Source organism: Ezakiella coagulans (genome assembly GCF_003096635.1).
Taxonomy (GTDB): domain Bacteria; phylum Bacillota; class Clostridia; order Tissierellales; family Peptoniphilaceae; genus Ezakiella; species Ezakiella coagulans.
On record NZ_QEKV01000008.1, the window covers coordinates 15,957 to 30,863 of the forward strand.

Here is a 14,907-nt window from a genome sequence, read left to right on the forward strand (position 1 = left end):
AACACCTCTAATACATTATACCACATATTGTGTTTTGATTCCATAAATGTACTCATATACAAAAAAAGAGAGCTTACGCTCCCTTTATCTTTTAATTTCAGCAGTTGCTTTTTTAAGCCATGCTTTTTCTTCTTCAGTTTTCATATGACTTTGTGTGTTTTCAAAAACTTTTTTGTGATATTCATTTATATATTCAAGCTCTTCATCGCTCAAAAGTGAAACATCAATCAGTTCTCTTTCATACGGACAAAGTGTAAGATTCATAAATCCGAAGAATTGACCGAATTGTGTGGTCTTATATTCTGTAACCGTTACAAGATTTTCAATTCTAATTCCGTGTTTTCCTTCTTTATAAATTCCAGGTTCATTTGAAATAACCATTCCAGGTTGAAGTGGAACATTTATAATAGCTTTCGAAATCGACATCGGTCCTTCGTGAACGCCAAGACAATAACCTACGCCATGACCCGTGCCATGTTTAAAATCGATTCCTTCTTTCCACATTGCACTTCTTGCCATTACATCAAGATGACATCCGCAAGTTCCATTCAAGAACTTTGTCAAAAATAAATTAATATGTCCTTTTAATGTCAAAGTATAATCTCTGATTTCTTCCGCGGTTGGGTTTCCAAGCGTCACAGTTCTTGTGATATCGGTTGTACCTTCATAATATTGTCCACCTGAGTCTACAAGATAAAGTCCTTCCGCCTTTATTTCAGAGTTGTTTTCATTTGATGCACTATAGTGTGCCATAGCTGCATTTGACTTGTATGCGGAAATAGTCTTAAATGATTCACTTATAAAACTTTCGTGTTCTGCTCTTATTTCGTGGAGTTTTTCTTCCGCTTCAAATTCATTCAATTCTATCTTTCCCGCATTTGCCTTTATCCAACAAAGATAACGGCTGACAGCAGCTCCATCAATGATATGTGCAAGTCTTTCATTTTCAACTTCAGTATCGTTTTTGATAGCCTTCATCATTGTTGTAGGAAGCATTTCATCAATTACTTTCGTATTTTCAGATATAAGCTTGTATTGAAGTGCATTAATTTTGTCACCAGAAATATAACATGCATCATTTTTATCAAGAGCAACAAGTTCGTCATTAACACTTTCGTACGGTGCGATTTTTACACCATTCTTTTGAAGATATCCCTTAACGCTCACGTCAATTTTATTTTCATCCACAAAAAGTGTGACATTGTGAGAATCAATCAAAAGATAGCTTACAACAATCGGAGTATAAAGGTCATCTCTACCTCTTATATTAAGAGTGTACGCGATATCATCAAGAGTTGCCAAGAATAAATGAGTTGCACCCTTTTCTTCCATTTTTTCACGAATAATCCCGAGTCTTTTTGTTGGATTTTCACCGGTATATTCTTCATCCAAAATAAATGCTTTACCTGATGGAAGTGGCGGTCTATCTTCCCAAAACTCACCTATCAAATCTTTCTCAAATTTAAAATTTGTTTTATCTCCCAACTTTTTAACAAGTTTTTGATACATTGAATATGGTGTTATTTCACCATTAAAGCCAACTGTCTCTCCCGGCTTTACATTCTTTTTCAACCATTCGTCATAGAAATCAACACCTTCAAGTCCCCATTTCATAAGTTTGAAATCAGAACCTTCTATTTGTTTTTCCGCTTGAACATGATATCTTCCATCCGCCCAAAGTAGTGCCTCATTCTGAGTAACAACAACAAATCCTGCACTTCCTGTAAAACCCGTCATATATACTCTGGACTTATATCTGTCCAAAACATATTCGCTCATATGCGGATCTGACGTAGGTATTACAAAATAATCAATACCTTCTCTCTCCATAAGACTTCTTAACTTTTCAAGTCGTTCTCTTCTATTCATTTTAACCTCCATAATCCCTTATTAAATTAATTTTCTTTTATGAATGACTCCAATTTGTCTGCAATTTTTTCAGGAGTAAATCCGAAATGCTCAAAAAGTTCTGAGCCCGGTGCACTTGCTCCAAATCTGTCGAGGCCTATCTTGAGTCCACCTTTTGTATATTTGTCCCATCCGAATGTTGAAAGAGCTTCAACTGAAGCTGTCTTTACGCCACACGGTAAAACACTTTCTCTATATTCTTCGTCCTGTTCATCAAACAAATCCCATGAAGGCATTGATACAACACGAACTCCATATCCTTTGTCTTCAAGAATCTTAGAAGCTTCCATTGTAACTCCAACTTCCGAGCCGGTTGCGACTACAACAAGATCAAGTTTATCTTTTTCTGTTTTAGCAATATATGCACCATATTTTAAGTTTTCGCTTTCTATTTTTAAAGTTTCCAACTTTTGTCTCGATAAAATAAGAGCTGTCGGCTTTGTTGCCTTTTGTGCAACTTCCCATGCATATACAGTTTCATTAAAATCCGCAGGCCTTATAACCGAAAAATTCGGCAAACTTCTAAGCATTGCCAAGTGTTCTATCGGTTCATGTGTAGGACCGTCTTCTCCAACCCCTATTGAGTCGTGTGTCAAAATATATGTGACCGGAAGGTTCATCAGTGCTGCAAGCCTCATTGCCGGCTTCATATAATCGCTGAAAACAAAGAACGTTGCACAGAACGGTTTAAGGCCTCCATGAAGAGCAATTCCGTTTGAGATTGCAGCCATCGCAAACTCTCTTACGCCGAAGTGTATATTTCTTTCATTGTAATCGCTGGAACTTATAAATCCGCTATCTTTTATTTGACTGTTGTTCGACGGACCCAAGTCTGCCGAACCTCCTATCATATTTGGAATAGCTTTTGCAACCTCTTGTAAAGCTGCACCGCTCGCACTTCTTGTTGCATCTTTTTCCTTAGAATCTAGTAGTTTTGACAAATCCGCTTCATGTTTGAAGTGAATCCAATCAATATATTCTCTATATTTGTCAGGATTTTTACTTTCATATTCTTGAAGCTTTTTCTTATATTCATCGTAGACTTTTTTCTTTTCTTCTACGATTTTTGCTGCATTCTCTTTGACGTCTTCCGGAACTGTAAACTCTTCTGTTTCATTCCATTTAATTTTTTCAACCAACGCTTTTCTATTATCTTCGCCTATTGGTGCTCCATGAGACTTTTCAGAGCCTTCCACGCTTCCTGCACCGAATCCGATAACAGTTTTAACTTCAATAATTGATGGACGTTCGTCTTTCTTTGCATTTTCAATCGCTTCTTTTATTTTCTCTGTATCATTTCCATCTTCGACTCTTTGAGTGTGCCATCCATAAGCTTCAAATCTCTTCAATGTGTCATCGTGGAATGTGATTTCCGTATTTCCTTCGATTGAAATATTATTTGAATCGTATAAAACTATAAGACGACCTAATTTATGACTACCCGCAAAACTTGCAGCTTCGTGTGAAATGCCCTCCATGAGACATCCGTCTCCTACAAGAGCATAAGTGTAGTGATCCACCGGTGACCAGCCGTCAACAGTGAAATGTGATCTCATGTGTGCCTCAGCGAGTGCCATTCCAACAGCCATTGTAATCCCTTGTCCTAAAGGTCCTGTTGTTGCATCAACCCCATCAGTGTCTCCATACTCAGGATGTCCTGGAGTTTTTGATCCCCATTGTCTGAAATTCTTAATATCGTCAATGCTTACATCAAATCCGAACAAATTTAATAAACTGTAAAGTATAGCACTTCCATGACCTGCACTAAGTACAAATCTGTCTCTGTTAATCCACTTCGGCTTTTCAGGATTAAAATTCAAAAAATCCTTATAAAGTGTGTAGAGCATTGGTGCTGAACCGAGCGGTAAACCCGGGTGCCCCGACTTTGCCTTCTCAATCATATCAACCGATAGCATTCTTAGTGAACTAATAGTTTTGTTATCAATCATTATTTTCCTCCATAAAACAACTATTTTTAGTAAAAACTATTTTCCATAAAAACACAGGTATAACAACTTGTCTTTTAATTCTACCCGGGTCTTTTACCAACCTATAAAACCATTCAAGCCCCACCTTTTGCATCCAACGCGGTGCTCTTTTAACCTCTCCGCTCATGACGTCAAGACTGCCGCCACAAGCAATTGAAACCTTCGGCACTTGAGTTTTTGTAAGGAATATTTCCTGCTTTGGAAAACCCATTGCCGCAATCAATAAATCCGGTTTTGTTTCTTCAATATCTTTTAAGATCTGCCCCTCTTCAGAAAACCCATCTTTAAAATACCCATTATGTTGACCTTTTACAACAATATTCGGAAATTTCTCCTTAATATTGATAATTGCCTTTTGAAGAATCTCATCCTTAGCGCCGACAAAATAAACTGAATAACAATTGTCGTCAGCTATTTTAAGAAGTCTTTCAAGCGTTTCAATTCCAGTTTGTCGCTTTTCTCCATTCACGCCCTTAAGTTTCTCGGCAATTTTTATTCCGATTCCATCTTTCAAAACAAGTGAGGAATTATTTATCATATTCCTCAAACTGTCACTTTTGTTCGCCGCCATTACTATTTCCGGATTTGGTGTCACAATTCTCAGATTCGACTCACTCATAAATGCATTTTCCAGAATATTTAAAAGTTCATCGTCAGATATATTTGAAAACTTTATATTTAAAACATTCACTTTATTCATCAAAATCACCCAAAATTTCCAAAACTTCCTCCGCATTTTGCCTTGCAAGCGACTGTCTCTTTCTCTCGTCTTTGCTTATATTTTCAAGATATTCGTCATCTTTTTCAAATGCATCAATTCTTTCATATAAATCATCTACTGTGAAATTATTTATATCGACAATATACTTCGAACCTATATCTTTCATAAACCCATCAACTTTTGGGTCATAGCTTAATGCAAACGGTTTTGTTTCAACCGCAACCGAATATATAAGTCCATGTAATCTCATCGAAACAACTTCCTTTGCCGCCGAAATAATTCCCATAAGTGTTCTAACACTCATCTCATCGTAGTATGCGTAAAGATTTTCGTGGCTAAGCTTTGACTCGAGTTTCTTTAAAACATCCGTGTCTTTTGAGAGGTGCATTGGGAGAAGTAGAACTTTATGTCCGTCGTCCATAAACCGCTTCATTGCCACCGAAATCTTTTCGATAAATTCATCTTCCTTAGCCCAAGGTCTAAGATTTAAAACCATAAAGTCGCCTTCAAGCCCGATTTTATTTAAAATAACTCTCGCTTCATCCATATCCGGTTTCAATAAAAATACCGGATCAGAACGAAGTTTCATATCTTCTTCTTTTAATCCTATATTCACAAGGTATTTAAACGAATCTTCATCACGAAGCGAAATATAATCCACATTTTTCAATGTCTTCTTCGTCAAATACCTATTGAACTTTTTATTTATCGGCCCCACTCCGTTTGCATAAATAACTGTCTTCTTTTTAAAACGCTTGCTGAGTGCAATCACAAAAAGATAATACCACAAGCTTCTCGAACTTGTTATATCCTGCAAAAGGCTGCCACCTCCGCTCACAAGCATTTCTGAGGATTTCATCGCCTTTATAAGTTTTGGAAGGCTAAATCTGTAGACGCTTAAAAGATCGTAAACCTCACTTGTCTTTATCGGATTATTGCTCAAAACCTTCAGTTTCAAATAAGGATTTATTGATTTTATCTCGGATGTGATAGCTTCCAAAATTGCATCGTCACCTTGATTGTCGAAACCGTAAAAGCCCGAAAATAAAATTGTCTTGTCAAGAATCGCACGTTTATATATTCTTATATGCGTTTTCGCCATACTTATGGCGCTGTATTTTTCTTTTATAAGCTCATTAAGATTTTCCCCCATTTTTATTCGAAGAGCTTCATCTTGTTTGAGCTTGATTAATTTTTTTGCAAAATCTTTATAGTCGCCGCTTTTAAAAGTGTATCCCGAAAAATCATCTTTTATAATGCTCGGAATGCCGCCAACCGCACTTGCAACCATCGGTTTCTTAAGCTTTCCACCCTCCAAAATTACGTATGGAAAGCTTTCCGATAGCGATGTAAGTGTATTTATTTTAATGGCATTTAAAAATGAAAAAGGATCTTTTATTTCGCCCAAGAAATGTACATTCTTTTCAATCCCCAGTTCTTTTGTAAGTACTACAAGTTCCTCTTTATGTCCGCCGTCGCCACCTATAAGAAAATCTGCATTTTCAACTTTTAAAAATTCCGCAGCACCTCTCAAAAAAGTCTTGTGGTCCTTCACTTCGTCAAGACGAGCTAAAATTCCAATTTTAAAACTATTCGAGTCAAGATTGTATCTTTTACAAAATTCTTCATTTGAAACACAATTCTCTTCCTTATTCAAATCGATTCCATTGTAAACAACGTCAATATTCTTGTCTGTAAATCCTCTCTCAAGGAGCATATTCTTAAAATTATCCGATACGGCAATAAAGTTTTTAAATTTTTTCAGTGCTAAATAGTTCAGATTCTTAAAGATAAGTTGTTTATAAAACACACCTTTAAAATCGAGTCTATAGTCCGAATGCACAGTCGTAATAAATGGAACGTCAACTTTTTTTCTCAAAAAAAACGCAATAAAATTAGCCCTTGCTCCATGGCAATGGACTAATTCAATGTTTTGTTCCTTAATAAATTCCGCCAATTTATCGATAACTGATAAATCAAATCTGGATTTTTGTAAAAAAAGTTTGGTAGGAATTCCCAAAGATTTGGCTTCATCCAAAAAAACATCATCAATAAATACACCTAAAGTCACATCGATTTCTTCTTTAAGTGCACTTAAAAGAGCCATAATATGAGTTTTTGCACCACCGGTATCGCCACCGCTGATGAGATGAAACACCTTCATTAATAGATTTCCCCCTCTATAGGTTGTAAGTACCAATTGTTTATATTCTTTATGTCAAAGTCGACATTTCTTTTCTTTGCAACAAACGGTATTGAGCTTCTTGCAAAACTGAATCCCAATCTTTTTAGAGATGTACTATATACCGAGTTTTGCCAAATGCCTACAAGCGAAACTTCTCTTTCCCTGCCAATTTCGACGAGTTTTGAAATTAACGCCTCAAATGAAACTTCGTCTTTTGCAAAAATATCCATTGTCATATAATATTTTATATCGTTTCGTTCAATGAATCTATATATTAAATATCCGGAAAACTCGCCACTCGTTTTTGCGACCAAAATTTCACAATCGCCCCAATGTTTGAGTCTTTTTGAAAGAAAATCTGTCGTCCTTTTTGTATAAATTTTTCCGCTAGAGATTGTTTCGTCTCCTAAATTTTCTATGTCCCCTAAATTTTTTGTCTCAGATACTTCCACTCCTGATATGTCAAGTGTCTTCGAACGTTTATCACGAATTTTATTAATAAAAGAAACAATTGTGCCAAGTATGGAATGCCCCTGCATTATGTCGGAAGAATTTAAAATCTTTGCAAACACTTGTACTTCGCCTACGATTGAGTAATCTTGTTTATCGACCAAATTCAAAAGTTCATATTGAAGCGGAAAGCCGTAGAACAAATCAATGTCCCCGTTTTCCTTTTCAAACTCCTTATAAAGTGCCGTAAAAATTCCTTGCTTTCTTTTTTCTTCGGCAACTGCATTGTCGAGCATAAAACCGCCATTAATTTCACCCACCGGTGACAGAAGAACTCTCTTGTCGCATCCAAGATGAGCAATCGCCTTTCCATCCTCTTCTACATATTTATGAACCGGATTTGTATATCTCGACTCAAATTCATCCACGCTTTCAAACTTCAACGTTTCTTTAATTAAGTCAATTGCGTTTTCGTTCATTTTGCCTCCAAACTCAAACTTATTCTTAGAGCTTCGTCAATCTTTTTCAATAAATCGTCCGGAAGTCGCCCTATTTTATCCTTAAGCCTCTTTTTATCTATAGTTCTTACCTGCTCCAACAGAATCACCGATTCTTTCGGCAATCCGCAATTCTTGTCTCCGACTTTCACATGTGTCGGTAGATTCGTCTTGTTTTTTACAGACGTTATCGCTGCAACAATTGTAGTCGGCGAAAACTTGTTTCCAACGTCATTTTGAACGATAAGAACAGGTCTAACTCCACCCTGTTCGCTTCCTATTACCGGAGATAAATCCGCATAAAGAAGATCGCCTCTTGAAATAGACTTATCATCCTTTTGATTTTCCTTTTTGGAAAACGGACTCTTGTTATCACTCTGACCGTCGGTGTTTTTCTTAAACTTTATAGACGGATTCGAGTGCATACCGACTGAAGAATTAGAATTTTTATTTGTATTCTCCGCACGGTTGACATCTTCAAAAGATTCTTTTTTATTTGCTAAATCATTGTTTTTATTCATTATAAATAGTTGATTATTTGAGAGATTTCGCCGTCTTTGATATATACTCGAGGTATTCTGCGAGAAATCGAGCACATAACTTCGTAGTGAATTGTTCCCATCATCTTTGCCATGTCAGTTAAATCGGTGTCATTTTTACCGTGACCGAAAATAACAACTTCATCACCAATCTTTACATCGTCGATATCCGTAACATCAACCATAAATTGATCCATACAAATCGAACCTATCGATGGTGCTTTTATATCGTTCACCGTAACCATGAGTTTATTCGACAAAAGCCTTGAAATGCCATCTGCATATCCGAGTGGAATTGTTGCAACCTTTGTAATTCTTCTCGTCACATAAGAATGACCATAACTTATGCCACTTCCTTCAGGAAGAACTTTCAAGTTACTTATTAGAGCTTTCAAAGTCATAAGCGGTCTCAAATCCATCTTGTGCGGAATGTCCGGGTCAGGCAAATAGCCGTACATAATGATGCCAGGTCTCACATAATCCAAATCATATTCCGGATAGTCGATAATAGCTCCCGAATTTGAAATGTGCCTTTTTAACTTTTTACCGCTTGCAGATTCAATGCTATTTACAAATGAATCAAAAATTTCGTACTGCTTTCTCGTGTTTCCTTGGTCATTTGGAACGTCTGCAGTTGCAAAATGGCTGAAAATACCTTCGCAAATGATGTTCTTCATTTCAAGAATTTTTAAAATTCTTTCAAATGCAACCGTTCCCGGTAAAAAACCGATTCTGCTCATTCCTGTATCAACTTTAATGTGAATTTTCGCTTTTTTATTTAATTCTGCCGCACATTCATCTATAAGCTTTGCCTGTTCATAATCATATACAGTCATGTCCAAATTGTTTTCAATAGCACCTTTAATTTCCGAATCCCTGATATAATTTAAAAGAAGTATTGGATCTGTGATTCCGGCTTTCCTTAGCTCAAGTCCTTCTGATAAAATTGAAACACAAAATCTATGAACTCCAAGTGTATTTAATTCTCGAGCAACTGTGACTGCATCGTGGTTATAAGCATTTGCCTTAATAACCGCCATAATTTCGCTACCCGGTTTTACACTTTCCTTAATAGTATGTATGTTGTGTTTAAGATTATCCAAATTTATCTCAAGCCAACATGGGCGTATCTCATCAAAATTCATCTTGCTCCTCCTTTCTTAATCACTAACTTGAATTATACCACATTTTGTAATTTAATACAATTATGGGTATAAAATAAATATCGAATAAATTGGAGGTAAATATGAGCACTTTAAACGAAAAAATTAACTTCACTGTATTGATAGATAAAATGAAACAAATTGACAGGCGAACGAAAATAATCGGTGTCGACAGACGTGAAACCGATGCGGAACATTCTTTCTCAATCGCTCTAATGGCGTATATATTCAGAGATTATGCAAAAAATATAAACTTGGAAAAGACAATGCTCATGCTCCTTGTCCACGACCTTGTTGAAATTTATGCGGGCGACACTTTTGCATATGACGTCGAAGGAAACAAGACAAAGAAAGATCGCGAAGAACAAGCTTCCATAAAAGTTTTCTCCGAACTTGGCGAAGACGGCGAATATCTAAGAGAGCTTTGGCACGAGTTTGATGCAATCGAAACTCCGGAAGCAAAATTTGCAAATGCAATGGATCGCTCGCAACCAATTATAAATAATATTTTTAACAACGGCGGTACTTGGAATGAATTCCATGTAAAATGGTCGCAGCTCATGAAAAGAATGAGCCCTATAAAAGAGTTTAGCCCAGAAATATTTGATTACTTAGTCGAAAATGCAAAACCTTATTTCAGCAGAAACGGAATGCTCATCGACGACAACGACGAAATGTTTTTTATTGGCGACGAAAAAAATCCAATTGCAAAACTCGTTTTTAAAGAAGACGCCGACAGTTTTTCGATTTTGGAAGTTTTTGTCGAAGAGTCGCACAGAAATCGTGGCATCGCAAAAGAGCTTGTGGTTGAAGCAAAGTCTTACGCAGATTTTCATAAAAAGAAAATAATACCTGTTTGTCCATATGCGAAAAAAGTATTGGATAAAGAATAATGACCGAATATGTAAACTTGTACACAAGGCAACACGAAAACAGTCTGTACGAGCTTGAGCGCGAAGGCATAGTAAGAAATAAAAAGCTTTATGTTGAACTTCACATGCGAGATATTTCGGATTTCTTTTTGGAAAAATACGATTTATTTGTTGAAATGGCCGAGAAAAAAGTGCCCCGCCCTTCCGGAATAAACTATCCAATTTGGTGCAGCGTTTCAAAAAACAACTGCCTAAAACCGATTGACAAAGAAATTGTTTACGCTCTAACAGTGCCAAAAGATCAAGTCATCTATTTTGACGGTACGAAATGGGACTATGTATTAAATAATCTCTACATTCCGACTGACGAAGATGATGATAAACGATTTAAAAAATTACTCGAAGAAAATAAAATCGAGCACACTTTCGACCTCTTCAGCAACAAATACATCGGTGCATTCGACGATATAAAAAAAGAAATCATTTACAGTTGGAAAAGAATTTTTGAAATTACCGACCGTTCCGAATTTGTTGTACAGGCAAATCTTTGGCAAATAAAAAAAGAATGGGTTAGACACATCATACGTCCGGGCGAAAACTTCTTTAAAATCGTGTCAGATATGGAAGAAACATGGAAAGAATAAATATTTTAATTGGGTTTAAATTTTTAAATTTAAACCCAATTTTTAATACAAAGATTACCGCATAAACTTTAAACTTTTACATTAGAAGTAAAAATTTGCATATTTTTGCCATAAATATATTCAGAATCATTGACATTTTGCAAATACATAATATAATATATAATTAAACGAAATCGCATACGAACTATAAACTGCCTATTTTACCAATAAAGGAGGGCACAATGAACTTCGAAAAATTTTATTATATTCTCGAACTTATCGGAACTGTGGCTTTCGCATCATCCGGTGCGATGATTGCAATAAGAAAAGGCATGGACGTTTTTGGAATCATAGTTCTTTCAATTATAACCGCTGTCGGCGGCGGGATTTTCAGAGACTTAGTTCTTGGAATAAATCCACCGATAGCATTTCTTCAAACAATTTACACAACCGTTTCAGTCGTGTCTGCTACTGCAGTCATAATCATATACAAACTAATTGACAAAAAGAAATTTCTTAATATGAATTTTCTTCTAACTTATGTAAAAATAATCTCCGTGCTTGACGCAATTGGACTAGGCATATTTACGATGAGTGGTGTAAACCTCGCATGGAAAATGGCATACGGCAGCAACAGATATCTTCTGATATTCGTCGGAATGGTAACGGGATGCGGAGGAGGAGTTGTGAGAGACCTATGTGCAGGTGCAATTCCGATTATATTTACGAAAAATACAATCTACGCAATGGCATCTCTTCTCGGTGCAGTCGCATTCATACTTTCCAGACAATATTTTAGGCACTATGCATATCTCATGGGTGTCATAGTCGTAATTGTTGTTCGTCTGCTCTCAATGAAATATAGATGGAGTCTTCCTGATGTCCGAAGCGACCTTATAGAAGACGGTCCTAACCAATAAAAAACAGCTATTGATTTTCAAATAGCTGTTTTTGTTTTAAATTGCAATTTTTTACATTTTTTATTTCTCATCATCTTTTTCATTTTTTATTCCTCATTATCTTTTTCTTTTTTTATAAGTCCCAAAATTGTCAGAAAGAGGACTATTTCGCCTGTAATCCACAATATCAACGAGCCTTTGTATTTATCGCTTTTTTTGTCCATTTTATCCCTACTTTTTCTTTAAGATTTTCTTTAAAAATTGTCCTGTATAACTCTTTTTCACTTTCGCAACTTCTTCAGGAGTTCCGGTTGCGACGACTTCACCGCCGCCGTCTCCTCCGTCGGGACCGAGGTCTACAATGTAGTCGCAAGATTTTATGACATCTAGATTATGCTCGATTACGACGACTGTGTTTCCACCTTCGCAGAGCCTTTGAAGCACTTGAATCAATTTTCTGACATCTTCACTATGAAGCCCTGTTGTCGGTTCATCGAGTATATAAATCGTTTTTCCGGTTGCACGCTTCGAAAGTTCGGTTGCAAGTTTTACACGTTGCGCCTCTCCGCCCGAAAGCTGTGTACTCGATTGACCGAGTTTTATATATCCGAGTCCAACATCATTCAGTGTTTCAAGTTTTCGTGAAATTGTCTGATGGTTTTCAAAAAATTCGCACGCTTCACTCACGTTCATATCTAATACATCGGAAATGTTTTTCCCTTTGTATGTGATTGCAAGCGTTTCACGATTGTACCTTTCGCCCTTACAAACTTCGCACGGCACATAAACGTCAGGAAGAAAGTGCATTTCAACTTTTATTATTCCGTCACCCTTACATGCTTCGCATCTTCCGCCTTTGACGTTGAAACTGAATCTTCCCTTTTGGTAACCCTTAGCTTTTGCAGCCGGAGTCATCGCGAAAATATCTCTTATCCCGTCAAACACGCCCGTGTATGTTGCAGGATTTGAGCGCGGTGTTCGTCCGATTGGACTTTGGTCGATGACAACAACTTTATCGAGCGGACTGTCGTATGTCACGCCACCCGATTTACCCGGTTTTATTTTCGAGCGATTGATTTCTTTTGCAAGATTTTTATATAGAATTTCATTCACAAGCGTTGACTTTCCTGAACCGGAAACACCGGTAACCGCCGTCATAACTCCAATCGGAATGTCGACATTTATATTTTTCAGATTATTCTCCGCCGCTTTTTTTATGTGTATGAATCCTCTTTCTTCCTTTCGCCTTTCCTTCGGCACATCGATTTTCATTCTGCCCGAAAGATAGTTGCCTGTTATTGAATTTTTGTTTTTCGAAACTTCCTCCGGCGTTCCGAACGCAACCACTTCTCCTCCGTGAATTCCGGCTCCCGGACCGATATCAAGGAGATAGTCGCTCGCTCTCATTGTGTCTTCGTCATGTTCAACAACAATAACAGTGTTTCCTACGTCGGTCAGCTCTCGTAAAGTTGCAATCAACTTTTCGTTGTCCTTTTGATGAAGCCCGATTGACGGTTCGTCGAGAACATAAGTAACACCTACAAGCTTTGAGCCGATTTGCGTTGCTAGCCTTATTCTTTGGCTCTCTCCTCCCGAAAGTGTTCCCGCCATTCTCGAAAGAGTTAAATACGAAAGTCCGACCGCATTAAGAAAGCTGAGTCTCTCTTTTATTTCTTTTAGAATTTCTTCCGCAATCACATTTTCTGTTTCCGTTAACTCGAGCTTTTCAAAAAATTCGATTTCTTTTCCAACGTCTAAATCCGTAAGCTCCGCAATATTAAGTCCGCCAACTGTAACAGAGAGTGCATTTTCATTTAACCTTGCGCCGTGGCATTTCGGACACGGAATATTTTCTATATATTCTCCGATGCTTTCTTGCACATAGTCGCTTGTGGAGTTGTCAAATCTGTATTGCAGATTTTCTATAACGCCTTCCCATGGGCGATTGTAAGTTTTCACTCTACCCTTGCTGAATCCGGACTTCGCCGAAAATTTTATATTGTAATCCGTTCCATAAAGAAGATCGTCCATAAACTCCTTCGGCGCATCCTTTATCGGCTTTTCAATCGAGAAACCATGTTTTTCTGCGATTGCTCTAAACATCGACAGATAATATCCGTTTGTGTCTGTACTGTAAACACCGATAGCACCCTCTTTTATCGAAAGCTCTTTGTTCGGAATGACAAGACCTTCGTCAATTTGACGGAAAAAGCCAAGTCCATTACATTTATCACACATACCCATCGGGTTGTTGAAAGAGAATAGACGTGTCGAAATTTCTTCAATTGCAATTCCACAATCTATACATGCAAAATTTTCCGAAAAAGGAATGTCCTCATCGTCGGTTCTTACAATGACATATCCGTTTGTGAGTTTAAGCGCTGCTTCCATCGAGTCCACAAGACGTTTTTCAATATTGTCTCTTACAACAAGTCTGTCCACAACAACTTCGATTGTGTGCTTCTTTGTCTTTTGAAGCTTCGGCACTTCCTCAATCATATACATTTCTCCGTCGACATAAAGTCTCACATATCCGTCGCGTTTTATGTCTTCAAGAACCGTTTTAAATTCGCCTTTCTTATCCTTTACAATCGGTGCTAAAATTCGAATCCTTGTGCCTTCTTCGAGTTGCATGATTCGATCAATCATTTGGTCAATCGATTGTTTTTCAATGAGTTTTCCACACTTAGGGCAATGTGCCTTTCCGATTCTTGCGTAAAGAAGTCTCAAATAATCGTAAATTTCCGTGACAGTGCCAACTGTTGAACGTGGATTGTTCGAGGTCGTCTTTTGGTCAATCGAAATTGCCGGACTGAGTCCTCCGATAAATTCCACCGCCGGTTTTGTCATGTTTCCAAGAAATTGCCTTGCGTATGAAGACAAACTTTCGACATATCGTCTTTGCCCTTCGGCATAAATCGTATCGAAAGCTAGACTGCTCTTTCCTGAGCCAGAAAGCCCGGTAATAACAGTCATCTTGTTTCTTGGAATATTTATATTTATATTTTTCAGATTATTTTCGTGTGCCCCTCTTATTTCAATATAATCTTCCATATTACCTC

General features: G+C 37.2%; 11 protein-coding genes. 3 read left to right on the plus strand and 8 right to left on the minus strand.

Annotation, left to right across the window (positions count from 1 at the left end):
• Window positions 1-84: 84 nt before the first annotated feature.
• The 7 genes from C7381_RS06605 to alr form a co-directional block, all read right to left on the minus strand.
• Window positions 85-1,869: an aminopeptidase P family protein gene (locus C7381_RS06605; RefSeq protein ID WP_165803622.1), complete on the minus strand. Its 1,785-nt coding sequence runs from the start codon at window positions 1,867-1,869 to the stop codon at window positions 85-87.
• 26 nt (window positions 1,870-1,895) lie between these two features.
• A complete protein-coding gene (gene tkt, locus C7381_RS06610; RefSeq protein WP_116480360.1) occupies window positions 1,896-3,857 on the minus strand; it encodes a transketolase in 1,962 nt (653 codons plus the stop codon).
• Window positions 3,850-4,596 (minus strand): WecB/TagA/CpsF family glycosyltransferase, encoded by a 747-nt coding sequence (locus C7381_RS06615; RefSeq protein ID WP_165803623.1) that lies wholly within the window; start codon window positions 4,594-4,596, stop codon window positions 3,850-3,852. The genes tkt and C7381_RS06615 overlap by 8 nt, the downstream gene beginning before the upstream one ends.
• Complete coding sequence (csaB, locus tag C7381_RS06620; protein ID WP_116480362.1) at window positions 4,589-6,781, minus strand: polysaccharide pyruvyl transferase CsaB; 2,193 nt, start codon at window positions 6,779-6,781, stop codon at window positions 4,589-4,591. The genes C7381_RS06615 and csaB overlap by 8 nt, the downstream gene beginning before the upstream one ends.
• Entirely contained in the window at window positions 6,781-7,731 is a 951-nt protein-coding gene (locus tag C7381_RS06625; RefSeq protein ID WP_116480363.1) for a hypothetical protein, read from the minus strand. The genes csaB and C7381_RS06625 overlap by 1 nt, the downstream gene beginning before the upstream one ends.
• Window positions 7,728-8,072 carry a type II toxin-antitoxin system PemK/MazF family toxin gene (locus C7381_RS06630; RefSeq protein ID WP_034545695.1) on the minus strand — a complete coding sequence of 115 codons (345 nt, stop codon included), beginning with the start codon at window positions 8,070-8,072 and terminating at the stop codon, window positions 7,728-7,730. The genes C7381_RS06625 and C7381_RS06630 overlap by 4 nt, the downstream gene beginning before the upstream one ends.
• 197 nt (window positions 8,073-8,269) lie before the next feature.
• Entirely contained in the window at window positions 8,270-9,433 is a 1,164-nt protein-coding gene (alr, locus tag C7381_RS06635; RefSeq protein WP_116480364.1) for an alanine racemase, read from the minus strand.
• 101 nt (window positions 9,434-9,534) lie between these two features.
• Between alr and C7381_RS06640 the strand changes: the two genes are divergently transcribed.
• The 3 genes from C7381_RS06640 (at window position 9,535) to C7381_RS06650 (ending at window position 11,866) form a co-directional block, all read left to right on the plus strand.
• Window positions 9,535-10,344 carry a GNAT family N-acetyltransferase gene (locus tag C7381_RS06640; RefSeq protein WP_165803624.1) on the plus strand — a complete coding sequence of 270 codons (810 nt, stop codon included), beginning with the start codon at window positions 9,535-9,537 and terminating at the stop codon, window positions 10,342-10,344.
• Window positions 10,344-10,967: a DUF3841 domain-containing protein gene (locus tag C7381_RS06645; protein ID WP_185117046.1), complete on the plus strand. Its 624-nt coding sequence runs from the start codon at window positions 10,344-10,346 to the stop codon at window positions 10,965-10,967. Before C7381_RS06640 ends, C7381_RS06645 begins: the two co-directional genes overlap by 1 nt.
• Window positions 10,968-11,188: 221 nt before the next feature.
• Window positions 11,189-11,866 (plus strand): trimeric intracellular cation channel family protein, encoded by a 678-nt coding sequence (locus tag C7381_RS06650; RefSeq protein WP_116480366.1) that lies wholly within the window; start codon window positions 11,189-11,191, stop codon window positions 11,864-11,866.
• A 210-nt stretch (window positions 11,867-12,076) separates the two neighbouring features.
• Here C7381_RS06650 and uvrA read toward each other — a convergent pair whose 3' ends face one another.
• The gene (gene uvrA, locus C7381_RS06655; RefSeq protein ID WP_116480367.1) at window positions 12,077-14,899 is read right to left on the minus strand and encodes an excinuclease ABC subunit UvrA; all 2,823 of its coding nucleotides are present in this window, start codon (window positions 14,897-14,899) and stop codon (window positions 12,077-12,079) included.
• Between the last annotated feature and the right edge of the window lie 8 nt (window positions 14,900-14,907).

Coding starts and splice junctions, on each gene's coding strand:
- C7381_RS06650 (WP_116480366.1), top strand. CDS start 11,189: ATGAACTTCGAAAAATTTTATTATATTCTCGAACTTATCGGAACTGTG.
- C7381_RS06605 (WP_165803622.1), bottom strand. CDS start 1,869: ATGAATAGAAGAGAACGACTTGAAAAGTTAAGAAGTCTTATGGAGAGA.
- tkt (WP_116480360.1), bottom strand. CDS start 3,857: ATGATTGATAACAAAACTATTAGTTCACTAAGAATGCTATCGGTTGAT.
- C7381_RS06625 (WP_116480363.1), bottom strand. CDS start 7,731: ATGAACGAAAACGCAATTGACTTAATTAAAGAAACGTTGAAGTTTGAA.
- csaB (WP_116480362.1), bottom strand. CDS start 6,781: ATGAAGGTGTTTCATCTCATCAGCGGTGGCGATACCGGTGGTGCAAAA.
- C7381_RS06645 (WP_185117046.1), top strand. CDS start 10,344: ATGACCGAATATGTAAACTTGTACACAAGGCAACACGAAAACAGTCTG.
- C7381_RS06615 (WP_165803623.1), bottom strand. CDS start 4,596: ATGAATAAAGTGAATGTTTTAAATATAAAGTTTTCAAATATATCTGAC.
- alr (WP_116480364.1), bottom strand. CDS start 9,433: ATGAATTTTGATGAGATACGCCCATGTTGGCTTGAGATAAATTTGGAT.
- uvrA (WP_116480367.1), bottom strand. CDS start 14,899: ATGGAAGATTATATTGAAATAAGAGGGGCACACGAAAATAATCTGAAA.
- C7381_RS06640 (WP_165803624.1), top strand. CDS start 9,535: ATGAGCACTTTAAACGAAAAAATTAACTTCACTGTATTGATAGATAAA.